28 protein-coding genes are annotated in these 23,232 nt (G+C 71.5%); 16 read left to right on the top strand and 12 right to left on the bottom strand.

Features of this window, described 5'->3' with window-relative positions:
• The first annotated feature begins 62 nt into the window (after nucleotides 1-62).
• The 7 genes from FJK98_RS24675 to FJK98_RS24645 all read left to right on the top strand — a co-directional run bounded on the left by FJK98_RS24675 (nucleotide 63) and on the right by FJK98_RS24645 (nucleotide 5,871).
• Complete coding sequence (locus FJK98_RS24675; protein ID WP_145921121.1) at nucleotides 63-884, top strand: GntR family transcriptional regulator; 822 nt, start codon at nucleotides 63-65, stop codon at nucleotides 882-884.
• A complete protein-coding gene (locus tag FJK98_RS24670) occupies nucleotides 872-1,648 on the top strand; it encodes a glycosyltransferase (RefSeq protein ID WP_240762319.1) in 777 nt (258 codons plus the stop codon). Before FJK98_RS24675 ends, FJK98_RS24670 begins: the two co-directional genes overlap by 13 nt.
• A 914-nt stretch (nucleotides 1,649-2,562) precedes the next feature.
• Nucleotides 2,563-2,958 carry a transcriptional regulator gene (locus FJK98_RS24665; protein ID WP_104113758.1) on the top strand — a complete coding sequence of 132 codons (396 nt, stop codon included), beginning with the start codon at nucleotides 2,563-2,565 and terminating at the stop codon, nucleotides 2,956-2,958.
• Between the two features lie 309 nt (nucleotides 2,959-3,267).
• Complete coding sequence (locus tag FJK98_RS24660; protein ID WP_145922971.1) at nucleotides 3,268-4,857, top strand: FtsK/SpoIIIE domain-containing protein; 1,590 nt, start codon at nucleotides 3,268-3,270, stop codon at nucleotides 4,855-4,857.
• Nucleotides 4,854-5,108, top strand: coding sequence for a hypothetical protein (locus FJK98_RS24655; protein ID WP_145921119.1), 255 nt, complete (start codon nucleotides 4,854-4,856; stop codon nucleotides 5,106-5,108). Before FJK98_RS24660 ends, FJK98_RS24655 begins: the two co-directional genes overlap by 4 nt.
• Before the next feature lie 5 nt (nucleotides 5,109-5,113).
• Nucleotides 5,114-5,305: a hypothetical protein gene (locus tag FJK98_RS24650; RefSeq protein WP_145921118.1), complete on the top strand. Its 192-nt coding sequence runs from the start codon at nucleotides 5,114-5,116 to the stop codon at nucleotides 5,303-5,305.
• The gene (locus tag FJK98_RS24645; protein WP_145921117.1) at nucleotides 5,302-5,871 is read left to right on the top strand and encodes a DUF2637 domain-containing protein; all 570 of its coding nucleotides are present in this window, start codon (nucleotides 5,302-5,304) and stop codon (nucleotides 5,869-5,871) included. Before FJK98_RS24650 ends, FJK98_RS24645 begins: the two co-directional genes overlap by 4 nt.
• 26 nt (nucleotides 5,872-5,897) lie before the next feature.
• Here the strand turns inward: FJK98_RS24645 and FJK98_RS24640 are convergent, their stop codons facing one another.
• The gene (locus FJK98_RS24640) at nucleotides 5,898-6,251 is read right to left on the bottom strand and encodes a hypothetical protein (RefSeq protein WP_067306043.1); all 354 of its coding nucleotides are present in this window, start codon (nucleotides 6,249-6,251) and stop codon (nucleotides 5,898-5,900) included.
• Nucleotides 6,252-6,346: 95 nt separating this feature from the next.
• Here FJK98_RS24640 and FJK98_RS24635 point away from each other — a divergent pair, with 95 nt between their 5' ends.
• The 4 genes from FJK98_RS24635 (at nucleotide 6,347) to FJK98_RS24620 (ending at nucleotide 10,094) form a co-directional block, all read left to right on the top strand.
• On the top strand, nucleotides 6,347-8,101 hold the full coding sequence (locus FJK98_RS24635) for a replication initiator (RefSeq protein WP_145921116.1): 1,755 nt from the start codon (nucleotides 6,347-6,349) through the stop codon (nucleotides 8,099-8,101).
• On the top strand, nucleotides 8,101-8,283 hold the full coding sequence (locus FJK98_RS24630) for a helix-turn-helix domain-containing protein (protein ID WP_145921115.1): 183 nt from the start codon (nucleotides 8,101-8,103) through the stop codon (nucleotides 8,281-8,283). Before FJK98_RS24635 ends, FJK98_RS24630 begins: the two co-directional genes overlap by 1 nt.
• Complete coding sequence (locus FJK98_RS24625) at nucleotides 8,283-9,500, top strand: site-specific integrase (protein WP_145921114.1); 1,218 nt, start codon at nucleotides 8,283-8,285, stop codon at nucleotides 9,498-9,500. The genes FJK98_RS24630 and FJK98_RS24625 overlap by 1 nt, the downstream gene beginning before the upstream one ends.
• A gap of 126 nt (nucleotides 9,501-9,626) precedes the next feature.
• Complete coding sequence (locus FJK98_RS24620; RefSeq protein ID WP_145921113.1) at nucleotides 9,627-10,094, top strand: DUF4265 domain-containing protein; 468 nt, start codon at nucleotides 9,627-9,629, stop codon at nucleotides 10,092-10,094.
• Nucleotides 10,095-10,299: 205 nt separating this feature from the next.
• Here FJK98_RS24620 and FJK98_RS24615 read toward each other — a convergent pair whose 3' ends face one another.
• Complete coding sequence (locus tag FJK98_RS24615; RefSeq protein ID WP_145921112.1) at nucleotides 10,300-10,566, bottom strand: hypothetical protein; 267 nt, start codon at nucleotides 10,564-10,566, stop codon at nucleotides 10,300-10,302.
• Between the two features lie 172 nt (nucleotides 10,567-10,738).
• Nucleotides 10,739-10,936 (bottom strand): hypothetical protein, encoded by a 198-nt coding sequence (locus FJK98_RS24610; protein WP_145921111.1) that lies wholly within the window; start codon nucleotides 10,934-10,936, stop codon nucleotides 10,739-10,741.
• Nucleotides 10,937-11,025: 89 nt separating this feature from the next.
• Between FJK98_RS24610 and FJK98_RS24605 the strand changes: the two genes are divergently transcribed.
• The gene (locus tag FJK98_RS24605) at nucleotides 11,026-11,220 is read left to right on the top strand and encodes a DNA-binding protein (RefSeq protein ID WP_228543537.1); all 195 of its coding nucleotides are present in this window, start codon (nucleotides 11,026-11,028) and stop codon (nucleotides 11,218-11,220) included.
• A gap of 81 nt (nucleotides 11,221-11,301) precedes the next feature.
• Here the strand turns inward: FJK98_RS24605 and FJK98_RS24600 are convergent, their stop codons facing one another.
• The 6 genes from FJK98_RS24600 to FJK98_RS24575 form a co-directional block, all read right to left on the bottom strand.
• Nucleotides 11,302-11,811 (bottom strand): hypothetical protein, encoded by a 510-nt coding sequence (locus FJK98_RS24600; RefSeq protein WP_145921109.1) that lies wholly within the window; start codon nucleotides 11,809-11,811, stop codon nucleotides 11,302-11,304.
• Between the two features lie 160 nt (nucleotides 11,812-11,971).
• Nucleotides 11,972-13,534 carry a hypothetical protein gene (locus tag FJK98_RS33715; protein WP_145921108.1) on the bottom strand — a complete coding sequence of 521 codons (1,563 nt, stop codon included), beginning with the start codon at nucleotides 13,532-13,534 and terminating at the stop codon, nucleotides 11,972-11,974.
• 256 nt (nucleotides 13,535-13,790) lie between these two features.
• Nucleotides 13,791-14,279 carry a roadblock/LC7 domain-containing protein gene (locus tag FJK98_RS24590; protein ID WP_240762315.1) on the bottom strand — a complete coding sequence of 163 codons (489 nt, stop codon included), beginning with the start codon at nucleotides 14,277-14,279 and terminating at the stop codon, nucleotides 13,791-13,793.
• Nucleotides 14,276-14,647 (bottom strand): hypothetical protein, encoded by a 372-nt coding sequence (locus FJK98_RS24585; RefSeq protein ID WP_067306011.1) that lies wholly within the window; start codon nucleotides 14,645-14,647, stop codon nucleotides 14,276-14,278. Before FJK98_RS24585 ends, FJK98_RS24590 begins: the two co-directional genes overlap by 4 nt.
• 419 nt (nucleotides 14,648-15,066) lie before the next feature.
• On the bottom strand, nucleotides 15,067-15,282 hold the full coding sequence (locus tag FJK98_RS24580; protein WP_145921107.1) for a hypothetical protein: 216 nt from the start codon (nucleotides 15,280-15,282) through the stop codon (nucleotides 15,067-15,069).
• Nucleotides 15,273-15,503, bottom strand: a complete 231-nt coding sequence (locus tag FJK98_RS24575; RefSeq protein WP_145921106.1) for a hypothetical protein — start codon at nucleotides 15,501-15,503, stop codon at nucleotides 15,273-15,275. Before FJK98_RS24575 ends, FJK98_RS24580 begins: the two co-directional genes overlap by 10 nt.
• Here FJK98_RS24575 and FJK98_RS34345 point away from each other — a divergent pair.
• The 4 genes from FJK98_RS34345 (at nucleotide 15,502) to npdG (ending at nucleotide 19,369) form a co-directional block, all read left to right on the top strand.
• Nucleotides 15,502-15,966, top strand: coding sequence for a hypothetical protein (locus FJK98_RS34345; protein ID WP_240762313.1), 465 nt, complete (start codon nucleotides 15,502-15,504; stop codon nucleotides 15,964-15,966). The two genes, FJK98_RS24575 and FJK98_RS34345, sit on opposite strands and share 2 nt — an antisense overlap.
• 82 nt (nucleotides 15,967-16,048) lie before the next feature.
• Nucleotides 16,049-17,098 carry a hypothetical protein gene (locus FJK98_RS33710; RefSeq protein ID WP_205789187.1) on the top strand — a complete coding sequence of 350 codons (1,050 nt, stop codon included), beginning with the start codon at nucleotides 16,049-16,051 and terminating at the stop codon, nucleotides 17,096-17,098.
• Nucleotides 17,099-17,163: 65 nt separating this feature from the next.
• Nucleotides 17,164-18,594: an RNB domain-containing ribonuclease gene (locus FJK98_RS24560; RefSeq protein WP_145921105.1), complete on the top strand. Its 1,431-nt coding sequence runs from the start codon at nucleotides 17,164-17,166 to the stop codon at nucleotides 18,592-18,594.
• Between the two features lie 76 nt (nucleotides 18,595-18,670).
• Nucleotides 18,671-19,369, top strand: coding sequence for an NADPH-dependent F420 reductase (gene npdG, locus FJK98_RS24555; RefSeq protein ID WP_145921104.1), 699 nt, complete (start codon nucleotides 18,671-18,673; stop codon nucleotides 19,367-19,369).
• Nucleotides 19,370-19,476: 107 nt separating this feature from the next.
• Here the strand turns inward: npdG and FJK98_RS33355 are convergent, their stop codons facing one another.
• The 3 genes from FJK98_RS33355 to FJK98_RS24535 all read right to left on the bottom strand — a co-directional run bounded on the left by FJK98_RS33355 (nucleotide 19,477) and on the right by FJK98_RS24535 (nucleotide 23,029).
• Nucleotides 19,477-19,974: a hypothetical protein gene (locus FJK98_RS33355; RefSeq protein ID WP_168222545.1), complete on the bottom strand. Its 498-nt coding sequence runs from the start codon at nucleotides 19,972-19,974 to the stop codon at nucleotides 19,477-19,479.
• Between the two features lie 208 nt (nucleotides 19,975-20,182).
• A complete protein-coding gene (gene panB, locus FJK98_RS24540) occupies nucleotides 20,183-21,028 on the bottom strand; it encodes a 3-methyl-2-oxobutanoate hydroxymethyltransferase (protein ID WP_145921101.1) in 846 nt (281 codons plus the stop codon).
• Between the two features lie 240 nt (nucleotides 21,029-21,268).
• On the bottom strand, nucleotides 21,269-23,029 hold the full coding sequence (locus FJK98_RS24535; RefSeq protein WP_145921100.1) for an NAD+ synthase: 1,761 nt from the start codon (nucleotides 23,027-23,029) through the stop codon (nucleotides 21,269-21,271).
• Nucleotides 23,030-23,232: the final 203 nt, after the last annotated feature.

The raw sequence follows: 23,232 nt of genomic DNA, 5'->3' as shown, positions 1-23,232 counted from the left end.
CGGTGCCAGAGCGGCCGGCTGGGGGGACCACCTGGCAGACGTTGGAACGTCTAGGGGGTACGGTGACCGGTGTGCATGGCCGGGACTGGCGCCCTCGCTACCTGCAACTCGCCGAAGAGTTGCGGGCGAAGATCATGAGCGGGGAGCTTGCCCCCGGGACGCTGATGCCGAGCGAAACCGAGCTGGCCGAGTCGTCCGGGCTGTCCCGCACGAGCGTCCGCAACGCCATCCGGCAGCTCCGCGAATGGGGCCTGGTCCGCGCGGAGCAGGGGCGCGGCACCTACGTGCGGGCACCTCGCCAGCGGGTACGCCGCCGCAACACCGAGCGGTACCAGTGGGAGAAGGACCGGGTCCTGCTCGACGAGGACGAACGGTTGAAGACCGGCGCGACCGAACACGACACCGGCCTGACCGTCGATGACCTTAAGTTCCACGCCGAGTACACCCGCGTCGACGCCAATGACGAGATGGCGGCGGCCCTCCAGGTCGAGCCGGGTGCGCCGCTGCTGCGCCGGGTCTACTGGACATCCTCGCGGCACGAGAACGCGCCGCTGACCGTGTCGTACTCATACCTGCCCTACGACCTGGTCGCCGCGAACCCGGACCTGCTCGACGCCAGCAAGGAACCCTGGCCCGGCGGCACGCAACACCAGCTGTACACCCTCGGCATCGAGCTGGACCGCATCGACGACGAGATCCGCGCCCGGCCCCCGTCGCCGGATGAGGCCGAGCTGTTGGACATCGACCCGGGCGTCTCCGTGCTCACCGTGCGCAAGACCTCCGTCGACACCACCGGCCGGGTGGTCGAGGTGGCTGACGTGGTGATGCCGGGGGACCGGACCGAGCTTGTCTACTCCCACAAACTCCAGCGGTGGAAAACTTGACGCAGCTCGTCTCGGTCATCACCCCGGTCCACGCGCCCAGCATCGAATACCTGGCTGGCGCGTACGCATCGCTGGCCAAGCAGGAGATGCCGCCGGGGTGGGACTGGCAATGGCTCGTCCAGGAAGACGGACAGACCGGAGCCCTGGCCGACGTCCTGCCCGACGACCCACGGATCAGCCTCGGCACCGGCCGACCGGGTGGGCCTGGTGTTGCTCGGACCCTTGCGCTGTCTCGTGTCGACGGGGAACTCATCAAGGTTCTCGATGCCGACGACCAGTTGACCCCCGGCGCGCTCGGGCGGGACATCGCCGCGTTCGACGCGCACCAACAGATCGGGTGGACCACCTCGCGGGTACTCGACCTGCTGCCCGACGGGTCGACCGCCGGATGGGACAAGGACCCGGCCGGCGGGGTCATCGACCGGGGCGCGGTCCTGGCCTTCTGGCAGGCCAACGACTACCGGGCATCCGTCCACCCCGCGACCCTGTGCCTGCGGCGGGATCTCGTCTTCGCCCTCGGCGGCTGGATGGCCCTTCCCGCCTCCGAAGACACCGGCCTGCTCCTGGCCGCCAACGCCGTCACCGCCGGCTACTTCACCCGCGAATACGGCCTGCTCTACCGCAAATGGCCCGGCCAAGTCACCAGCCAAGCCGCACACCGCGAACCCGCCGAATACCAAGCACGCATGAACATCATCGAGGCCAGAGCACACGCCCTGACCTCGATGATCTCCAACGGCTTTGGTGGCGGCGCTACGAAGTAGCCTCGTGCCTCTGCATCCCCCGGGCACCAGGGTTACGGATAAGATCCGCGCCCTCGTCGATGAGCTGACGCCCTAGTCCGGGCAGCCGCGAACCCGACGGGCCTCTTCAGCGCCTTGCTCAACCCCGTCAGGGTCTGGACCGTGAACTCGTTAACCCCGGGTGCTCGCGTGGGAGCCAGCAGTGGTCGCGCATGCTGGGCTGACAACGACTGCGATCGTCTCGCCGTAGCAGTGATCCAGCAGGAAACGGCTAGACCATCCAGCCGCCGATCCCAAGGACGACGAGGATCACCACCACGATCTGCACCACAACCTGAGGGTGCACCTTCACCGAAAAGTTGATCTCGGTCATTTTTTTCCTCCTTCAATGCCAGGCGGAATTCGCCTACTGGCGGGCGCTCGCCCTGTTGATGGTAGCCGGGGGGTGGAGCGGTTCGGCAGGCAGGAGCGTCAATTCTAAAAAGTGAGAAGCGCATCACACGAGGGGCGGCAGCGCACCCCGCCTGAGCTGGGACAGTGCCATGCTGGGACAGTGCCAGGCTGGGACATCAAGAGTCTTTCTTGGCGCAGTTTCCGGCTGGTTTGGGTGCTCCAAAAAGCGGCTCTCATAAGTCGCGGGAGTTCAATTTGTTTAATCCAAAACTTAGCCCACCTGAGCAGGAAAAAGTCTTATTCCCGCAGACCTAAGATCATCATCATCGGTTGGCACCGATTTGCAGCGCGGAAGTTGAGGGCGCGAAAGTCTGCGCGTCGAACAGAAATCCACCATGCAGCGATTTAATTGCCTCCGAGGGGGCTCGCGGGCGCAGTGGGGCCGCTACAGCCTGTTACTCCAAGTTGTTGACATGTCTGCCAAGTTGCGCCTACCTTGGAGTCTCGCTTGGCAGACATGCCAACAACTTGGAGGTTGAGCGATGGCTCTGCGTGGCGGTACGAGGTTCGCCGTGCGTTGTGAGGACGTCTTCCCGGCGGGGTGCGCCCTGGTCCCCGAGTCCCTGGGTGAGGTCGAGGACTACGACGAGAAGACCGGGCGGCGTAGCCCGGCGAAGGACAAGTTGACCGGTCAGCGGGTGTGGCAGGTGCGGGTGATGGACCTGGACCCGGAGCTTGGCAAGCGCTCCCGGGAGACGACGGTCAAGATCTCCGCCGACTACCAGCCGGTGCCGCCGACGGGTGCGCCGTTCGAGGCGGTGGAGTTCGAGGGCATGACGGTCACGCCGTACGTGACCAACAACAACCGGATGGCGTACTCGCTGCGGGCGACCGGGATGCGTGCTCCGGCGGGTGTGGCGAAGAAGGCGGCGGCGTAGCCGCTGAAGGTTGGGGGCGGGGCTGTCTGGTCTTGGCGGACGGCAGCCCCGCCCCCTTGGTGTCTCTTTCCCCTGCTCTGTCGAGAGAGGTAGTGACGTGTCCAAGCGTAGGCGTTCGGCTGCCCCGGCTTCGCCTCGGTGCGAGGTGTGTCAGTCCCGGTTCGACCCGGCCACCGGTGCCGACGGTCGGTGTGCCGGCTGTGTGGGTCAGCTAGTTCTTCCGTTTCCTCCGGTCCGGGATGCGTCGGGCCGGTTCGTGTCGCTGCGCGGTGGTAGGCGATGATGCGCCGGCCTCGTGGCGGGGTGGTGATGGTGACCGCCGGGGATCTGATGGTGGTCCGGCCGAAGCGGTTCGTCCTGCCGATGTGGCTGGTCGTGCTCGGCCTGGTGCTGCGCTGGGCCGCCCGGTTCTGCTGGTGGAGCCTGCGTCACCCGATCACGGTGGGCCTGGTCGTGGCCGCCGTCGTCCTCCACGCCGACCATGGCTGGCCGGGTCTGGTGGTGCCGCTGGTGCTGGCGTCGGCGGTGTCGGCGTTGTGGCGGTGGCGTGATGAGGCGTCCTGGTGGCGGTGGTGCGCCGGGCCGCTGCTCGGCCGGTTCCGTCAGGTCGTCGTCTACCGGCGGGCCTGGCACGAGGCGATGACCCTGTGTGGCCTGGCCGCAACGTATGACCACCTGCCGGTCCTGCCGCAGTTGCTGCGGGTGCGCTCGGATCAGGCCCTGGACGTGCTGACCGTGCGCATGGTCCGGGGGCAGACCCCGGCCGACTTCCAACAGGTCACCGCGAACCTCGCGTACGCCTTCGGCCGGCGGCACGCCCGGGTCTACTCCGAGCGGCCCGACAGCCCGCCGACCCGTACCGGCTACTGGGGGCTGCTGCTCGGCTGGGTGGACCGGTTGCGGTTCCGGGATCGGCCGACGTTGGTCTACCTGGTGCTCGTCCGTACCGATGCGCTGCGGCCGGTGGTGCCGCCGTTCGACACCCCGGCCGTCCCCGACTTCACGGCGTTGCCGTTGGCGCGGCGGGAGGACCTGGGGACCTGGTCGCTGCACCTGCTCGCCACCCATGTGCTGATCGGTGGGGCCACCCGCTCCGGGAAGGGCTCGGTGCTGTGGTCGCTGGTCCGCTCGTTGGCCGGTGGCATCACGTCGGGCCTGGTGCGGCTGTGGGTGATCGACCCCAAGGGCGGGATGGAGTTCGCCATGGGTCGGCCGTTGTTCGCCCGGTTCGCCTGCAAGTCGTTCGAGGCCATGGCCGATCTCCTCGACGAGGCCGTGACCGTGATGCGGGAGCGTCAGACCCGGCTCGCCGGCACCGTGCGGGTGCACACGCCGACCGAGGCTGACCCCCTGGTCGTGGTCGTCATCGACGAGATGGCCGCACTGACCGCGTACCTGCAAGACGTCGACCTCCGCAAGCGCATCGCCGGCTCGCTGGGGCTGCTGCTGTCGCAGGGTGCCGGGGTCGGGGTGCTGGTGGTGGCCGCGTTGCAGGACCCGCGCAAGGAGGTGTTGCCGTTCCGGGACCTGTTCCCGACCCGCATCGCCCTCGGCCTCACCGAAGCCGCTCAGGTTGATCTCGTGTTGGGTGACGGTGCCCGCAACCGGGGTGCCCTCGCCGACCAGATGCCCCGATGGGCCAAAGGCGTGGGGTACGTGATCCTCGACGGCACCCCGGAACCGATGCGGGTCCGGTTCTCCTACGTCAGCGACGACGACATCCGCGACCTGGCCCAGCGGTACCCGGCCCCGGCCGACGCGGCGGACATCCTCGCCCAGGTCGGCCGCGAGTCCACCCCGGAACCGGTCCGGCCGGCGCTGCCCCGGCCCCGACGCGGGCCGCTGCTGCCCGACGCGCTGCGCACCATCCTCGACGCCGACCAGGGCGAACCCCGATGACCGGCCCGACCGACGGCCGGCGCTTCTACCGGCTGCGTATCCCCGAACCGGTCACCGCCGTGTCCGTCCGCGTCGACCCCGACCGACCCGACCCGTACCCCGTCTATCTGGCCGTAGGGGCGGGCCGGCGGCGGATGTCTCTGACCCCCGATGAGGCGTGGGCGCTGTGGCGCTGCCTCTCCGAAGCGGTCGCCACGCTCGGCACCCCTCCCGACTACATCCGCACTGACATCCGACCGGCCCGGAGGTAACCGCCATGACCACCCTTGCCCGCGTCATCAACCGGCTCCGGCGTCCGCTGCGCATCCGGCTCGTCGGCCCCGCCGACCAGACCGCCGCCGCCCTGCACGGCCTCGCGCACATGGTCAACCGCCGCCCCGACATGGCCGACCGGCGTATCCGCATCGACCTGACCATCCGCGAGAAGCCGATGCAGGAGTGGCGATGACCGCACGCACCGAAACCGCCGTACGCCTGGTGATCCTGCTCGCCATCGGCACCATGGCCGGCGCTGCCGCCTTCACCCACGTCCACGACCTGTCCGTCGCCCACGGCCAACCCGACTGGATCGGCTGGGCCAACGCCGTAGCCGTCGAACTCATGACCATCTACCTCGGCCTGGAACTGCGCGCCCGACGTCGCACGGGTCGGCCCGTCGGCCTGGTCGGCTCACTCCTGGTCGCGTTCGCACTGCTCTCCCTCGCCGCCCAGGTCGCCGAAGCCGAACCGTCGGTGTGGGGCTGGACCGTGGCGGCCGTGCCGTCCCTGGCGTTCCTCGCCCTGGTCAAGGTCGTCCTGTCCAACGCCCCCGCCGTGCCGCCGGCTCCCGAACCGGACCAACCCCCGGGCGACTGGTACGGAGTGCCTGAGCAGGCCACCACCGAACCCGAGCGCCCGGCTGACCCCGTGCCGCCGGCTGTCCCGGTTCCGGCTGCCATCTCTGCCCCGGCGGCGGTGCTGCCTCCGCGCGTTGTCCCCTCGAACCGGCCGCACGTCGTCGGGATCATCCGATGACCGCCACCCTCGCCGCCGGCCGGCGGCTACCGGAACTCGTGCACGACCTCGATCAACCCGACGATGTGCGCGTTGAACTCGCCCAGCTCCTCAGCCGGAACCCACAACTCCAGGATGGTCTTCCCGCCGGCCTGCTGGACCGGGTACCGGCGCAGAAACTCCGACTCCACCCGGAAGCGGGCGACGTAACCGACGCCGGACGCGGGCACGTTCCAGTCCCGGGCGATCATCACCGCGTAGTCCTCGTTCAGGACCGGGTAGAAGATCGGCTGATCAGGCAGACGCGGCGGCCACGCCCGCCATCCGGACTCGCGGACGAGATCCAACTCTTCCGGCCCGGTCGGACGCCACAGCACCGTCGTACCGTCATCGTCGCTCATGTCGACCTCGCCACTCGGGTTGCTGGTGAGCCCGGACAGTACCGGCGCACCCGCACCCGGAACCACCGCATTCCGCTCACGGCGGGGGTGGGCCGATGACCACTCCGACCCTGCCGGGCCTGGAACCCGTCGCCCCGACCCCGGCTGCGCCTCCTCGGCCGGGGTCGCGGGCGGCCCGCATGGCGCTACCCCGCTCGGTCGATGTCCTCAAGGAGATCGCCGCCGAGTACGGCGTCTGCGTGCGCCCCCTCGCCATGCGCCGCACCGACCTCGACACCGGCCTGACCGAGGTCATCGACCTGCCCTGCGGGGCCACCCGGGAAGACAAGTGCGCCCCGTGCGCCAAGAAGAACCGCCGACTGCGGCAGGCCCAGATTCGCGAGGGCTGGCACCGCGACGACGAACCCCTGCCACCGCCGGAACCGGCGACCGAGGAACAGAAGGCGCTGATTCTGCTGCGCGGGCACTTGGAGTTCTCCCGTGACGAGGCATCGCGGGCGTGCCAGTGGGACCAGGTCGAAGACCTCGACGACGCGATCCGCGAGGTGGAAGAGGCGATTGCGGCCGAAGGGCTCCGGGGTCGGGTCGCCCCGCCGCACGCGACCGGCGACGACGACCAGGGCGACGACGACACCGGCCCGCGCCGGAAGCGGTCGACCCGGCGGCGGCAGGATGCTCCCGAACTGCCACGCCGCAAGGTCGAGCGGCGCACGGTCGGCAGGACGTACACCGCTGCGGACGGCACTACCTACCGGCCGTCGATGTGGCTGACCCTCACCCTCGACTCCTACGGCCCCGTCCGCCCCGACGGCACCCCGGTCAACCCCGACCGGTACGACTACCGCCGCGCCGCCTGGGACGCCGTCCACTTCCCCCGCCTCCTCGACCGGTTCTGGCAGAACCTACGCCGCTGCGAGGGCTGGAACGTCCAGTACGCCGGCTGCGTCGAGCCACAACGCCGACTCGCCCCGCACGCCCACTTCGCCATCCGGGGCACCATCCCCCGCGACACCCTCCGCACCGTCGCCGCCGCGACCTATCACCAGGTGTGGTGGCCGGCGGCCGACCTCCAGCGCTACACCGCCGACCGACCCCCGGTATGGGACGAGCAGGCGGCGGCGTGGGTCGACCCGGACACCCGTGAGCCGTTGACCACCTGGACGGAAGCGCTCGACGCCATCGACGACGACCCGCACGCGGAACCGGTGCACGTCGTGCGCTTCGGTACCCAGGTCGACGCGCGGGGCGTCATGCCCGGCACCACCGACGCGGAACGGACCATCCGGTACGTCACGAAGTACATCACCAAGCACACCGGCGACGTGCACAAGGCGACCACCGACCGGCAACGCAAGCACCTCGACCGGCTGTGGCGGGAACTGCGCGTCACGCCCTGCACCGACCGGTGTGCGAACTGGCTGCTCTACGGCGTCCAACCGAAGAAGGCGAACGCGAAGCTCAAGCCGGGCCGGTGCAAGGGCAAGGTCCACCAGCGGGACACCCTCGGCATCGGCGGCCGGCGCATCCTCATCTCGCGCGACTGGTCCGGCAAGACGCTGAGCGACCACAAGCACGACGTCCGGGCCTGGGTGCGGTCGCTGCTCGGTGTCACGGTCGGCCTTGACGGGGTCGACGACCAGGGCGCCACCGTCGAACCGGTCCGGCACGCCTGGGAACTCGCCCGACCCGATGACCCCGACGTACCGGCCATGGCTCACCGGCTGCTGCGGTCGATCAGCGAACGTGCCCGCTGGCGCTCCGAACTGCTCGCCGCCAAGGACCGCGCCGCGCAGCTCCCCAACGACGGATCAGCAACAGGAACGGGCGACACAACGGGGGAGGGGCAATGATGGTGGTGAACGATGGGCTCTGGACGGTGCGGGAGGTGGCGGCCTACCTGCGGGTGCCGCAGGAAACGCTGTACCGCTGGCGCAAGGTCAAATACGGTCCGCCGGCCGCCCGGGTCGGCCGACACCTACGGTACGAACCGGAGACGGTCCGGGCCTGGGTACGCGCGCAGGCGGCGGCCTGATGGGGCACGTCGAGGATCGCTGGTACAAGACCATTCACCACCCGGGCGGGCGACGGGAGCGGGTCAAGACGAACCTGTTCGGCAAAGGGCTGCGCTACCGGGTGCGGTACATCGGGCCGGACGGCAGGGAACGGAAGAAGTCCTACCCCGACCGGGCCAAGCGCGAAGCTGACGCGTTTCTCGTGTCGACAGAGACGGACAAGCTCCGGGGCTCCTACGTCGACCCGGTCGCCGGCCGGATGACCTTCGCCGAGTACGCCGAAACCTGGCTCCGTACCCGATCCTTCGACGAGTCGACCCGGGAGAGCACGGAGTTCCGGGTACGGAAACACCTGCTCCCGTTCTTCGGCGCGCGGAAACTGGCCGAGATCAAGCCGGGGCACGTCCGGGAATGGGATGCCGCGATGGTCGGCAAGCTGGCCCCGGCAACCCGGGCCGTCGTCTTCGCCCATCTGCGGACCATCCTCGGCGCGGCCGTCGACGACGAGCGGATCGCCAAGAACCCGTGTTCGGCAAAGTCGGTCACCCCACCGCGACCGGTGCAACGTCGGGTGGTGCCGTGGCGGTACGAACAGGTTTCAGCAATCCGCGGTGGCCTCGCCCAGCGGTACCGCCCGATGGTCGACCTCGGCGCGGGCTGCGGGCTGCGGCAGGGCGAGATCCTGGGGCTCGGCGTCGACGACATCGACCTCGATGCGGGGTGGGTGCACGTCTCGCGTCAGGTCAAGCTCGTCCGCTCCCGGCTCGTCTTCGGGTTGCCCAAGAACGACCGGGACCGCCGGGTGCCGCTGCCCGACTCCGTCGCCCAGGTGCTGCGCCAGCACCTCGACGACTTCGCCCCGGTGCCGCTCACCCTGCCGTGGGAGAACCCGGCCGACGCCGAGCGGGTCACGGTGCCGCTGCTGTTCACCACCACCCGGCGGGGTGCGATCAACCGGCGCACCTTCGACAACAAGAGTTGGCGACCGGCTGTCGTGGCGGCCGGCATCACGCCGACCCGGGCCACCGGGATGCACGCGCTACGCCACTTCTACGCCTCGTCGCTGCTCGACGCGGGGGAGAGCATCAAGGCGCTCGCGTCGTACCTCGGCCACGCCGACCCCGGGTTCACCCTCCGCGTCTACACCCACCTGATGCCGGCCAGCGAGGAACGCACCCGCAATGCGATCGACGATTTGTTCGGGAACCCTGCTGGGGCTCTGGGGCCGCGCCCGTGACACGGCCACGCCCCAGAGGCCAAACTCGGGTGGCGTAGCTGCTTGGTCCGGTGTCGTTCTCACGACAGGTGGCCCCGCCTACTCAGGGCGTCGAAGACCGACCGGCCACCGAGAAGGAGAAGGTTGATGCCCAATCTGCCCGACGGGTGGGTCCAGGTGTGGTTCCTCATGCCGCCTGGCAGCAATGCGACGAGCCTGGGGATGGGTGCAGAACGGGTAGCACCGGATCGGGTGCGGTTGCCGTGGGCACCATGGGGCGCGTTCGACGCTGCGAAGCATGACGTTTTCCGGGTGGAGCGCGACGGCGACGGCCAGTGGTGGGTGAAAGAAAAGATCGCGGCCTCGGGCTACTGCGCGATCCGCGTCTGGGCACCTGACGACGATCATCCTGAACACTTCCAGGATGCTGTGCTGGCTGACTTCGCCCGGCTGAACGTGAGCGGGGTGGGCATGTTCGGACTCGTCGTCCTCGATGTTCCACCGACTGCTGATCTGCCGTCGGTGCGGCGGCTTCTCCGCGACGGTGAGCACGCTGGCCGCTGGACCGTCGACGACCTGTGCATCACCGCAGCGTGGCTGGCTGCCGTTCCGTAACCACATGGTCGTCTCGGGCCGGCTCGGTATCAGTGACCAGGAGGCCCAGTGTCACCACTGGCGTAGGGCCTCGTCGGGCTGGCCTACGACTCCCTGACGGCCTGGCGACGGCCTACAACGGCTGTCTCCGGGCTCCGCCCCTGGTCAGCGGGTCTATCGTGATCTTAATCCGGCGTACAGGTCGACTCGTCCGTCGCCCACCAGCTCAGAGCTTCGATCGCGGCGCTGAGCCACCTGCTTCGCGAGTTGTCGTGATGGGGTGCGACGACACGACCCGCACTCCTTCCTTCAAGACGTACAACTCCCGGCGGGCCACCGCATTGCCCTTCTCGTCCAGTCGATAGCCGTCAAGCCACGTCCAGCCGTGGTAGGCGCATGGTTCTGTGCGGATCTTGATAAGGCGGACGAAGACCGGGCGGACGAACTGGGGGCCTGCCGCGCGGGTCAGATGCAGCACGTCACCGGGCTTCACGTCGGTGCTCCCTGTCCCGCCAGGCGCGTAGCGTCCTGCCTGCCGTGGCCAGTCGCGGGCACCCTTCGTCGGAGCACTTGGTGCAGGTGGAGCGGTGGTGGAAGTCGACGACGTAACCGGCCATCAGTACGGAGAACGGAGGCTCGGCCGGCTTCTGTGGCATGGGCGCGGCTCACCTCCGACTGGAGCGCATGGCGATCCTGGCCCAGCGCCAGACGCCGGCGTTGGCTATCGTCCGCAGTTCTGCGGCCGGCACGGTGGACCGGTCGGTCCGCCGCCGCGCATCCGGACCGCTCGGGGTGGCGGCGGGTTCGACCGTGACGACGTCCACCGGTCGGTGGGTGCGCTGGAACCACTTGACTCTAGTCATGCGTAAAGAGTAGACGACTAGAGCGTCTGGTAACTAAGCCTCCATCAAGTTGATACATGCCTAGTCGACGTGTGCCTAGCGTCAGCGTCATGGGGAAGAAGCTGCGGTTGGTGGGTTCCGGGGAGATCCGGACCATGCTCGGCGGCGTTTCCCGGCAGCGCGTCTACCAGATCACCAACCGCAGGGACTTCCCTGAGCCGGTAGCCAGCCTCCAGATGGGCAACGTCTGGCTCGCCGAAGACGTCGAGGCGTGGATCGCCACTCGACGCGGGGACCTGGACTGACCCCTGCCGGCCTCCGCAGGGTCGCCGTCGCGTGCCGGGTTGACTCCACCCGCTGCCGAGAGGCCGGCCGTAGTGTCCGAATCAGTCGTGGTCGCGGCAGCCGACCTGGTCGCCGATCTCCTTCGGGATGCCGTACGGGCTGCACTCCAGCGCGCTGCCCTCGCCGATCTTCTTCCACCCGCCGGCCGAATGCGCGAACAGCAGCACCCCGTCCCCCTGCTGGGACGGGTCGACGGCGATCACCCCGGCGCTCGCCCACTGCCGGGCGCACCTGATGTGGTCGGGGTCGATGCGGTGCGTTCTGCTGTCCAGCCCCGACACCTGTTGGAGGGTCGCGGCACCGACCGGGCAGGCCGCCCGGGTGGCCGCCGGTGTGGCGGACGCCGCGCCGCGCGTCGGCGTCGGGCTGCCGGCGGAGGAGGGGGCGGCCGTGCCGCCGGGTGGGGGCGACGCGGCGTCCGAACCGGTGACCGGCCCGGGGGAGCCGGTGCCGGCCACCGGACCGGGCGTCGCGGTGTCGCAGGCGGCCAGTGCGGCCAGTGCGGCCAGCACGGCGAGAGGTACGAGGGCGCGCAGGGCGGTCGGGGACATCGTTCCTCCAGATCGGACGTCGGCGACTCTCAATGGAGTACACCCCCGGCCTGGCGGGCCAGGTCACGCCGTCGAACATCCGACCGTGGTGTCCGCGTCGTGGTGGAACGACGGGAGCGTCCGGGCGTCGCCGACGCCCGGACGCTCCCGTCCGTTCAGTTCAGGCGGTGCACACGCGACCCCCGTCAGCGGTCAGGCTGGCCAGGGAGCACACCTTCAGCAGCGGATAGTGCGGCCCCATGACGGTGGCGGCGGTCTCCGCCGAGCTGTCCATCGGCACGTTCTGGGTAGCGTGCGGGAAACCGGCCGCCGGCAGCAGGTTCCGCAGCAGCACCATGTGCGGGGCCACCGGATACGAGACGGAGAACGGCAGGAAGGTCGCGTCGTCGACCGCCTCGATGGCCGTCCGCTGCTGCTCCCGGCCGATCACGTACGTGTAGTAGCCGTGCCGGTCGAGGCGGGTGTCGTCGTCGTAGCGGCAGCCGAGGCTCGCCGGCGCGTCGGTGAACCGGTTGATCACGACGGGCTTGACCTGGCCGCCGAGGTTGGTGCACATCGAGAAGTAGCGCAGGTCGGCGTGCCGGCGCGGCCAGACGCCCGGATGGTTGCCGGCGACCGCCCGGGGGGCCCGACCCCGGATCACCAGCACCTGGTCCGCCGCAGGCGGGCTGACCCAGGTCCCGAGGTAGGCGTTGTCCGGGTTGGGGGCGAGGTTCTCCACCTCCGACGTCCGGGTGAAGAGCTTCTGCCCGGTCTCCTCCGGCAACCCCGGCCCCCCGGGTCCGCCGGGACCGCCAGGTCCGCCCGGCCCACCAGGCCCAGGCCCGCCGGGATGACCAGGCCCGCCGGGTCCGCCCGGCCCGCCGGGTCCGCCCGGCCCCCCGGGCCCACCAGGCCCGCCAGGCCCGCCGGGGCCAGGGCCGCCGGGATGGCCCGGCCCGCCCGGTCCGCCGGGGCCAGGGCCGCCGGGGTGGTGTCCGGGTACGCCCGGTCCGCCGCCGGGATGCCCCGGCCCGTCACCCGGACCGCCTGCGCCGGACAGTCCCGCCTCCCGGGCGTTCGTGGTCGCCGGGGTGGTGCCGGGGGTGCCGCCCCCCGATGAGCAGGGCGGCAGGGTCTGCGACACCCCGTCGAGGGTGAGGGTCATGGTGGGCAGGGCGACGGTCGCGTCACCACCGGCCGGCAGGTAGACCCGGAAGATGACCGACGCCTTCGCGCCGGCCGGGGCGTCCTCCCGGGCCAGGGGCATCCGGTTGGTCTGTCCGAAGGCCACGTCGGGGGTGATGGTGAGGGTGAACCGTCCACCCGGCGCGGCACCGGTCTGCCACGGGTTCTGGCTGCCCGCGTCCGGGGTGATCAGGTAATCCGGCATGCTGGAGCTGACGCCATTGCGGGTGAAGTACGTGGGCTTGTCGTCATACACGTTGAAAGACGCGTACCTGGCGTCGGGAAAGACTCCGGAGAGGGTGATTTCCAGGCCCGGCGTGACCGGATAGATGGTCGACCAGTAGGTGGCGGCGGTGTCCGGCCAGTAGGCGTTCAGGCTTGTCGCCCCGTACTTCGACGACCAGGCGCAGGTCGGCATGCTGACACCGGTGCCGGCGGCGCGCTCTGCCTCGGCGGGGGTGGCTACCAGGGGGGCGGTCAGCGCGATCAGCCCTGACAGCAACAGAAATGGCCGACGCGTGGCCCGCGTCGCCTGTGCGAGTACGGAGAGTGGCATGCGTCGACTTGATCAGAAACATGTGTCGACGTAGTTACTTTCACGGTCAATTATCGTTGCTGTGTCGCGCGTTTTCGGCCTATCTGTGATTACTATTTCCCGGCAGTGACGATTATTTCGGAAAAACTACTTCCAGGGGGTCTGGTCGGCTGCTGCGGTGGAGTGTGGACAGAGGTCGGGATTCACCCGTTACCGCGGTTCTGCGTCCCGGCCGGACGGGGGCACGGCGTGCTCGGCCGCGCCCCCGCCGTGTGGGTCAGGCCTGCGTCGGGACCCGGGTCAGCAGCGCCGCGATCCGGCCGGCCACCCCCGGTGCGTGCAGGTGCAGCCGGGCGACGTTGACGGCGTCCGTGCCGATCACGGCGAGCAGGGCCTGCTCGCTGACCGCGTAGACGCTCAGGTAGCCGCCCTGGTTGCGTACCGTCGACTGTTGGAAATCGCCCTGGCCGAGCCGCATGCCGACCTGCCGGCCGAGGCCGAAGGTGGTCGCGGCGAGCGCGGCCAGGTCGTTCGGGTCCACCTCGTTCTGCAGGTTGTGCGTGATGAGCAGGCCGTCGACGCCACCCAGGACGCACCCGTGCACCCCGGGGATCTCGTGCCGCAACTCCGCCAACTCACGACTGATCGCCGGGTACGGCAGCGAGCGGTCCCCGGCCAGCGACGGCGGGAGCGTCCGGGCGGCGGGCAGGGGGGCGGCGCGGGAGGAACGGCGGGGCAGGATGGTCTCGGTCTTGTCCGCGGTCACAGTTCCAGGCTCTCCTCGATGGTGCGCAGCTGGTGCCGGGCCATGGCCAGGTTGGCCCGGCTCTTGCTCACCATCAGGTAGAGGAAGAGGCCCTTGCCGGTGCGGCCGGTCAGCGGGCGGATCAGGTGGTACTGGCTGCCGAGCGTGATCAGGATGTCCTCGATCTCGTCCTCGATCTTGAGCATCTCCAGGGTGCGCATCTTGGCGCGGACGACGTCGGTGTTGCCGGCGGCGGCGACGGTCAGATCGATCTCGCCGGTGCCGCCGGCCACGCCGAGGGTCATGCCGCTGCTGTAGTCGACGAGCGCCACCCCGATCGCTCCGTCGATACTCATCGCGTTCTTCAGGGCGACGTCCAGGCTAGCCACGGTGGTGTTCTCCCGGTTCGACAGGGCGGCGCCGTCGACATCGTCGTCGTCCCGCCCAGGTGGCGGGCGGTGGCAGCGCCGCAAGAGGTCTGACGAGGCTCGCACACACCCCGGGTCGGTCGCACTCGGGGCCGCCGCATCGGGACTGTCCGGCCGACCCGGACCGGCCGGCGGTCCCGTCAAGAGGACCAGGCCGAGGGATGGTCCACTGCGGGACGAGCTGATACCAAGTACCTGGTCCAGGCGGTAGGGCCGGAAGTCCCGGATCCGTCGGCCACCGCGTGCCCCAGCCGGACGACCGTCCCGACCGTGGACGCCACGGACGACGGTTCAGCCGGACCAGGCGACGGTCCGGGCCGTCCGGTCGAAGTGCCGGGTCAACTCCGCGTCGAGGCGCTCCATCCGGCTCCCGTCCAGCGTCACCGTCGGCTCCCGCGGGGTGCGGGCGGTCCCGGCCGGCGGCCCACCGCCTCGCCGAGCAGCTCCAGCAACCCGACGTGCCGGCGGGCGGGGGACGGCCGGAACAGGTCGGCGGCGTCACCGAGCATCGTCAGCGCGGGCTGGGTGAGCAGCATCCGGCGTACGAGCCGCCCCAGCCGGGGCCGCAGCACCACCGCCAACCCGATCAGCGCCACCCCGGGCAGGACCGCGACATTCGGAAAGGGGTGTACGCGACGAGCAGCCGGCAGCCGAGCCCGGCCAGCGCCGGCACCCCGACCGTCAGCAGCAGCGGGACGCCCGCCGTCACCACTCCCGCCGTCTGCGGCCCGGTCGACTCCAACGGGCGGTCGACGAGTACGGCGTACCGCCGACGGTTCAGCCGGGCGGCGATCCGGTGGGTACGCGTCCCCGTCATGATCACGGTATTCGATTCTGCCGGCGGCGTCCGGCGTCGTACCACCGGCTTTCCGGCCCATCCCGCGCGGCGTCGCGGCGGCCCCGCAACCCGGGCCGGCGGTGGTGTCGCCGGGGTGGTTCCGGCGGCGTCCGGGCAGGTCAGGGTCGATTTCGCGGTTTCGCCCCGGAGGCCGCCGAGCACGTCTACTGTGGATGTGGTCGCGACCAATTGCGGCGATCCGGTGGCGGTCGGGCTGCGCCCGGTGCACAGTGATCTCATGAACGACAGCGGAAGTGGTGGGCACTACTACTGGTGCACCCGACACCACCGGGTCGAGACCGATGCCGACGTGTGCCCTGCCAAGCACGTTCTCGGACCGTATCCCTCGGCTGCCGACGCGGAGAACGCCCTGCAGAAGGTGCAGGAGCGCAACGAGGCGTGGGAGGCCGAAGATGCCCGCTGGGCCGGGGAGGGCAACTGAACGGCGCGGGACGGCCCGCGTCGAGGACTCCGTGCCTCCGTGAGGAGGCACGCGGGAGCATGTCCCCAAGGAGGGAACCGAGATGGCCGAAGCAGCAAAGGCCACCACCCGCCCGGCCGCGACGAAGACCGCCGCCGCGCAACGGACCGCAGGCGCGACCCGGAGCACCGCGGCCCGCCGCTCGACCACGACCACGGCCGCGGCCCGCAAGGCGTCGGCCGGCCGGGCGACGGCGAGCGCGGCGGGCGCCGGCTCGGGCCGGACCCCGTCCACCGGCACCGCCCGGAAGACGGCGACCGGCACGGCGAAGAAAGCCCCGGCCGCCAGGAGCACCGCCACCAAGGCTCCCGCCTCGAAGTCGACGGCGAAGAAGGCCCCGGCGGCCAGGAGCACCGCGTCGAAGTCGACCGCGAGGAAGGCCCCGGCGAAGAAGGCCGCCAGCAGGAGCACCGCCGCCGCCCGGAGCACCGCCGGGACGGCCAGGAAGACCACGGCCGCCGCCCGGAGCACGGCGGCGAAGAAGGCCACCGCGGCGAAGCGGACGACCGCGGCGGCGGCGAAGAAGACCACCGCGACCGCCCGGACCGCCGCCGGGAAGACCACCGCCGCGACGAAGACCACGGCCGCCAGGAAGGCGACGCCGACGAAGACGGCGGCGGCGAAGAAGACCACCGCCACGAAGAGGGCCACGGCGGCGAAGAAGTCGATGCCCGCGAAGAAGTCGATGCCCGGCACGCGGAGCACGGCCGCCACGAAGACCACGACCGCCAGGAAGGCGACGCCGACGAAGACGGCGGCGGCGAAGAGGACCACGGCGGCGAAGAAGGCGATGCCCGCCACGAAGGCGACACCGGCGAAGAAGACCACGGCGGCGAAGAAGACCACGGCGGCCACGACGGCGCCGGCCCGCAAGTCGACCGCGAAGACCGCTCCCGCGTCGAAGTCGACCGCGAAGGCGGCACCGGCCCGCAAGACCAGCGCGACGGCCACCCGCAAGGCGGCGGCGAAGAAGACCACGGCCACGACCGCCCGTAAGGCCACCGCCCGTAAGGCCACCGCCCGTACGGCGCCCGCGCGGACGGCGGCGGCGCGGGCCGCCACACCGGCGCGCGCCCGCAAGGCCACCGGCTGACCGTACGGAGCCTGCGGCCCGCCCGCCGGAGAGCGGATCACGCGGCACGCTGCCAGGATTGACCCGTGGTCATCCGACGTGTGCTCGCGCCCCGCATCGACTTCGGCGCGCTGCGCCGTGAGCTGGGACTGCCTGACGGCTTCCCGGCCGCGGCGCAGCGCGAGGCGGACGAGGCGGCCGACGCCCCACCGCCCGCCGTGGCCGACCGTACCGACGTCCCGTTCGTCACGGTCGACCCGGCCACCTCCCGCGACCTGGACCAGGCGATGCACCTCAGCCGTCGACCCGGCGGCTACCGGGTGCGGTACGCCATCGCCGACGTCGCCACCCACGTCCGCCCCGGCGGGCCGCTGGAGGAGGAGACCTGGCGGCGCGGGCAGACCGTCTACCTGCCCGACGGCAACGTGCCGCTGCATCCGCACACCCTCAGCGAGGGGGCGGCCAGCCTGCTGCCCGACGTCGACCGGGCGGCCGTGCTGTGGACCATCGACCTCGACGTCGACGGTGCCACCGTCGCCGTCGGGCTGGAACGCGCCCTGGTACGCAGCCGCGCCAAGCTGGACTACCCGGGCGTGCAGGTGGCCGCCGACGCCGGCCGGCTGCCCGACCCGATCGCGCTGCTGCCCGAGATCGGTGCCCTGCTCACCGCCCGTGGCCTGCGCCGGGGCGCGGTCAACCTGCCCCTGCCCGAGCAGGACGTCGAGCCCGACGGGGACGGGTGGCGGCTGGTGCTGCGCGGCCCCGGCCCGATGGAGGACCACAACGCCCAGATCTCGCTGCTCACCGGGATGGCGGCGGCGGACATCATGCTGGCCGGCCGGATCGGGCTGCTGCGTACCATGCCCGCCCCGAAGCCGGAGGCGGTGGCCCGGCTGCGCGCGGCGGCGGCCCCGCTGGGCGTGCACTGGCCGGACGGGGTACGGGTCGGCGAGGTGCTGGCCGGGTTGGACGCCTCCCGGCCCCGGGCCGCCGCCTTCGTCGACCAGGCGGCCGAGCTGATGCGCGGTGCGGCGTACACGGCGTTCGACGGTGAGCTGCCGGAGCAGCCGGAACACGGCGGGGTGGCCGCCGCGTACGCCCATGTCACCGCCCCGCTGCGCCGGTTGGCCGACCGGTACGCCACGGAGGTGTGCCTGGCCCTGCACGAGGGCCGCGAGGTGCCCGGGTGGGCCCGGTCGGCGCTGCCCCGGCTGCCGGAGGTGATGGCCTCGACCGACCGGACGGCGGGAACGGCCACCCGGGGCGCGATCGAGCTGGCCGAGGCGGTGCTGCTGGAACACCGGGTGGGGGAGACGTTCTCGGCGGCGGTGCTGGACACCGACGCGCCCCCGAACGGCCCGGCGAAGCCCGGCCGGGTTCCCGGCGGGACGGTGGCGTTGGACGATCCGCCGGTGCGGGCCCGCTGCACCGGGGAGCTGCCGCTGGGCGAGCGGGTCACCGTACGCCTGGTCACCGCCGACCCGGTCGGCCGCAAGGTGCTCTTCGAGCGGGCCTGAGCCCCGCCCCGGCGGGGCGGTCAGCGTCACAGCGCCTTGCGCCGCCGGTGGCGTGGCGGTTTGCGAGGATGACGCCATGGCATACGACGCGAGCACCCTCCCCGACGTGTCCGGGCTGACCGTCGGCATCATCGGCGGCACCGGCGACCAGGGACGGGGGCTGGCCTACCGGTTCGCCCGCGCCGGTCAGCGGGTGCTGATCGGGTCCCGTTCCGCCGACCGGGCCGCCGAGGCGGCGGCGGAGATCGCCGCGCTGCCCCGGCTGCCCACCGGGGTCGACGTGACCGGCGCCGGCAACGACGAGGTGGCCCGCCGCAGCGACGTGGTGGTCGTCGCGGTGCCGTGGGACGGGCACGCGGCCACCGTCGGCGCGCTGGCCGGACCGCTGGCCGGCAAGATCGTCGTGGACTGCGTGAACCCGCTCGGCTTCGACAGGCAGGGCCCGTACGCGCTGCCGGTCGCCGAGGGCAGCGCGGTGCAGCAGGCGGCGGCCCTGCTGCCCGACTCCCGGGTCTGTGCGGCGTTCAACCACGTCAGCGCGCCGCTGCTGGCCGATCCGGAGGTCGACCGGATCGACCTCGACGTGCTGATCTGCACCGAGGAACGGGAACTGGTCGACATCGTCGGCGCGTTGGCCGCCCGGATCCCCGGCATGCGCGGCATCTACGCCGGCCGGCTGCGCAACGCCCACCAGATCGAGGCGTTCACCGCCAACCTGATCGCCATCAACAAGCGCTACAAGGCCCACGCCGGCATCCGCGTCACCGACCTCTGACCCACCCACCTCCCCGCCTTCCGCCCGCGATCGTGGAGGGAATGTGCCCCCAGGAGGGCCGAGTTCCTCCACGATCGCGGCGGGCGGGGTGTGCGGTGGGGTGGTGGTCAGAAGTTGGTGTCGACACCGGCCTTCTTGCAGGCGGCGTTCGCCATCGCGCTGGTCTTCTGGAACTCGGGGTCGTCGGCGGCGGTGTCCAGGTTCGCCGCGGTCGCCACCCGGCCGGACGCGGCCCCGAACGCGGCCAGCGCGGTGACCGCCTCGCTGGTGGGGGCGTCGGTGGTGGCCTTCGCCAACTCCTGCGCCATCTCCGTGTAGGCCTTGCGGATCGTCGGCGTGGGGTCGCCACCCGACGTCGCGGCCTTCATCACGTCGGCCTTCGTCGTGTCGGCGATCTTCTTGGCCGCCGTGCAGAGCTTCTTGTCGGCCGAAGGGTCGGCGGCGGCGGTCGGGCCGCCGGTGGTCGGGTCGGTGGTGGCCGACGGGGCGGCAGCGGTGGCCGACGCGGTGGCGGACGTCGACGGCGCGGCCGTGGTCGACGGTTCCGCCTCGCTGCACGCCGCGAGGGCCAGCACGGAGACACAGGTCAGGACGACTGTTGACAAGCGAACATGATCCACGGGCGGAACCCTAGCCGCTCCCGCCGCACCATGGTGGCCCCTGGCCTGCGGCGATCAGCCCGACCCGGCTGGTTCCGCGCCTGATCCGGGCGGTCCCGTGCCCGGCCCGGCTCCGCCCGTGCCGACCGCGCCCGACCCGGGCGGTGGCTCGTTCCAGGGCGGTGGGGCGGCGGCACCGCCCCACCGCCCGTACTCAGAAGGTGTGCTCGGTGGCGGGGAAGTCGCCGCCGCGTACCTCGTCGGCGAAGCGCCGGGTCGCCTCGGTCAGCGCCCCGGCCAGGTCGGCGTAGCGCTTGACGAACCGGGGTGCCTTCCCGGTCCGCAGCCCGGCCATGTCCTGCCAGACCAGCACCTGGGCATCGGTGTCCGGGCCCGCGCCGATGCCGACGGTGGGGATCGCCAGTTCGGCGGTGACCCGCTTGGCTACCTCACCGGGCACCATCTCCAGCACCACCGCGAACGCGCCCGCCCCGGCCACCGCCCGCGCGTCGGCGAGCACCTCGTCGGCGGTGTCGCCGCGCCCCTGCACCCGGTAGCCGCCCAGGGTGTGTTCGCTCTGCGGGGTGAAACCGATGTGCGCCATCACCGGGATGCCCGCCCCGGTGATCGCCGCGATCTGGTCGGCGCAGCGCCGGCCGCCCTCCAGCTTCACCGCGTGGCAGCCGCCCTCCTTCATGAACCGCACCGCCGTGCGCAACGCCTGCGTCGGTCCCTCCTCGTACGAGCCGAAGGGCAGGTCGCCGACGACCAGGGTGTGCCGGGTCGCCCGGACCACGGCGCGGACCAGCGGCAGCAACTCGTCGACCGTCACCGGCAGGGTGGTCTCGTAGCCGAACACGTTGTTCGCCGCCGAGTCGCCGACCAGCAGCGCCGGAATCCCCGCCTGGTCGAAGATCCCGGCGGTGTACTGGTCGTACGAGGTGAGCATGGCCCACCGGTCGCCGCGCTCCTTGGCGGCGATCAGGTCGCGGGTGCGGACCCGGCGGGTGGCCGGCCCGCCGTACAGGGCGGTCACCTCGGTCGGGGTGGACTCCACCATGACTGTCTCCTTTCCTCGAGGCCGCTGTCGCGGTCCCCGGGTTCTGCCGCGATCGTCGCACCGCACGACGGGTCGACGGCAGGGAACAGTGCAGGATTTCACTCCGCCGGGCCGACGCCGGCCGACCGACGCCGGCCGACCGACGCCGGCCGACCGACGCCGACCGACCGACGCCGACCGACCGACGCCGACCGACCGGGGCCGGCCGGCGTCGGTGCTCAGCCGGCCGGCCCGGGGTGCTCAGCCGTCCTCGCGCCAGCGGTTGGTGATCGGCAGCCGGCGGTCCCGGCCGAACGCCTTGATCGAGATCTTCGTGCCCGGCGCGGACTGCCGGCGCTTGTACTCGGCGGTGTCCACCAGCCGCAGCACCCGGTCCACCACCGCCGGGTCGTGGCCGGACTCGACCAGCCCGGCCCGGCCCAGGTCGCCGTCGACGTAGCCGATCAGGATCGGGTCCAGCACGTCGTAGTCGGGCAGGCTGTCGCTGTCGAGCTGGCCGGGGCTCAGCTCGGCCGACGGGGGCTTGCCGATGGAGTTCTCCGGGATCGGCGGGGTCTCGCCCCGGCGGGCCGCGTCGGCGTTGCGCCACTTCGCCAGCCGCCAGACCAGCGTCTTCCAGACGTCCTTGACCGGGTTGAAACCGCCGACCGAGTCGCCGTAGAGGGTCGAGTAGCCAACCGCCAGCTCACTCTTGTTGCCGGTGGTGAGGACCAGGTGGCCCTCCTGGTTCGACAGCGCCATCAGGATCACCCCGCGCACCCGGGCCTGGAGGTTCTCCACCGCCACCCCGGACAGCGAGATGTTCGCCAGGAAGGTGTCCACCATCGGCTGGATCGGCTCGACCCGGTAGTCCAGGCCGGTGCGCTTGGCGAGGTCCTCCGCGTCGGCCCGGGAGTGCTCCGAGGAGTGCTGGCTGGGCAGCGAGACCCCGACCACCCGCTGCGGCCCGAGCGCGTCGACGGCCAGCGCGGCCACCACCGCCGAGTCGATGCCGCCGGACAGGCCCAGCACCACCGAGGGGAACCGGTTCTTGTTGACGTAGTCGCGCAGGCCCAGCACCAGTGCCTGCCACACCTCGGCCTCGTCGGCCACCGGGGCCAGCGTGCCGCCGTCGGCCGCCGGCCCGGTCGGGGCCGCCGGCACCTCCTCGACGGTACGGCGTACCACCCGCATCCCGTCGGCGAGATCCTCGCTGTCGGCGGCGTGCGGGCCCGCCCCGGCCAGCTCCACGTCGTGCACGAGCAGGTGCTCGACGAACTGCGGCGCGCGGGTGAGCAGGTCGCCGTCCGGCGTGACGATCATCGAGTCGCCCTCGAAGACCAGCTCGTCCTGGCCGCCGACCATGTTGACGTACGCGATCGGGGCACCGGCCTCGGCGGCCCGGCGGCGCACCAGCGGCAGCCGGACGTCGTCCTTGTTCAGCTCGTACGGCGAGCCGTTGATGTTGACCACCAGACCGACGCCGGCCTGCCGGGCCACCGCGAACGGGCCGCCGGCCTGCCACAGGTCCTCGCAGATGGTCAACGCCACGTCCACCCCGCCCACCCGGACCACGGTCAGGGTGTCGCCGGGCACGAAGTAGCGGTCCTCGTCGAAGACGCCGTAGTTGGGCAGGTGGTGCTTGAAGTAGTGGGCCACCACCCCGCCCCGGTGCAGCAGCGCGGCGGCGTTGCGGGCCCCCCGCCCCGGCTGGGCGTCCCCGCTGACCTGCGGTGGCCCGTCGGCGTCCAGGTAGCCGACCACGACCGGTAGGTCGCCGAGGCCGTCGGCGGCCAGGTCGGCGGCGAGCTGCCGCAGCGCGGCCTGCGAGGCGGCGACGAAGGAACGACGGAAGACCAGGTCCTCGACCGGGTAGCCGGTGAGCACCATCTCCGGGAAGGCGGCCAGTTGGGCGCCGGCGTCGGCGGCCCGACGGGCCCAGGCGCGGATCAGCTCGGCGTTGCCGGCCGTGTCGCCGACGGTCGGGTTGACCTGGCACAGGGCCAGACGCAGGGTGGGCATGCCCTCATCTTGCCCCAGTGGCAGCCGGTCAATCCGGCGGCTCCGACGAGACGACCGCCACCCTTTCGCCGATCCCGGGCCGCCCGACGCCGGTGGCGGGGCCGCCCGTCGATCCGGCCGTCGGGACACCGCAGGACGGGCGACGGCAGGTCGCGTAACGTCTGCTTAACCAGGCCGGTGAAGACTGGGCGGTCAGGACGGAC

It is taken from the genome of Micromonospora sp. HM134, assembly GCF_007833915.1.
Taxonomy (GTDB): Bacteria; Actinomycetota; Actinomycetes; order Mycobacteriales; family Micromonosporaceae; genus Micromonospora; species Micromonospora wenchangensis.
This window is presented reverse-complemented; position numbering and strand designations above follow the sequence as displayed.